Consider the following 1,174-nt stretch of genomic DNA (forward strand, 5'->3'; position numbering starts at 1 on the left):
AGGTGGTCGAGGTACGACCGCACGTTGCGGCGGGTCTCGGGCACGCTGTCGCCACCGAACTTCTCCACCACCGCGTCCGCCAGCACCAGCGCCACCATCGCCTCGGCCACGATCCCGGCGGCCGGCACCGCGCACACGTCGGAACGCTGGTGATGGGCCGCCGCCGCCTCACCGGTGGCCACGTCGATCGTGGCCAGCGCCCGCGGCACGGTCGCGATCGGCTTCATCGCCGCCCGCACCCGCAGCAGCTCGCCGGTGGTCAGCCCGCCCTCGGTGCCGCCGGAGCGGCCGGAGGTGCGCTTGATGCCGTCCCCGGTGCGCACGATCTCGTCGTGCGCCTTCGAACCGGGCACGCGGGCGAGGTCGAAGCCGTCGCCGACCTCGACGCCCTTGATCGCCTGGATGCCCATGAGAGCGGCCGCCAGCCGGGCGTCGAGCCGCCGGTCCCAGTGCACGTGCGAACCCAGCCCCACCGGCACCCCGTAGGCGAGGACCTCCACGACGCCACCGAGGGTGTCGCCGTCCTTGTGGGCCTGGTCGATCTCCGCGACCATCGCCTTCGACGCGTCGGCGTCGAGGCAGCGCACCGGGTCGGCGTCGAGCTTCTCGACGTCGGCGGGGGTCGGGTAGACGCCGTACGGCGCCTTGGCCGCGGCCAGCTCCACCACGTGGCTGACGATCTCGATACCGGCCGCCTCCTTGAGGAACGACCGGGCCACCGCCCCGAGCGCCACCCGGGCCGCGGTCTCCCGCGCGGAGGCCCGCTCCAGGACCGGCCGGGCCTCGTCGAAGCCGTACTTCTGCATGCCGGCCAGGTCCGCGTGACCGGGCCGCGGCCGGGTCAGCGGCGCGTTGCGGCCCGTCTCCTTCAGCTCCGAGGGGTCGACCGGGTCGGCCGACATCACCTTCTCCCACTTGGGCCACTCGGTGTTGCCGACCATCACCGCGACCGGGGAGCCCAGCGAGAGACCGTGCCGGACGCCGCCGAGGAAGGTCACCTCGTCCCGCTCGAACTTCATGCGGGCGCCGCGCCCGTAGCCGAGGCGCCGGCGCGCGAGGTGGTCCGCCACCAGCTCGGTGGTGACCGGGACGCCGGCGGGAAGACCCTCCAGCGTCGCGACCAGCGCGGGTCCGTGCGACTCGCCCGCGGTCAGCCAACGCAACCTGCTCAACG

Annotated in this window: 1 protein-coding gene; it reads right to left on the reverse strand. The window is 74.2% G+C overall.

Annotated elements, in window-relative coordinates:
• A partial coding sequence (aroC, locus tag K7G60_RS38555; RefSeq protein ID WP_225805622.1) for a chorismate synthase occupies positions 1-1,172 on the reverse strand: 1,172 nt, incomplete at its 3' end.
• Positions 1,173-1,174 lie beyond the last annotated feature (2 nt).

This window comes from Streptomyces sp. NK15101, assembly GCF_020400725.1.
GTDB lineage: Bacteria > Actinomycetota > Actinomycetes > Streptomycetales > Streptomycetaceae > Streptomyces.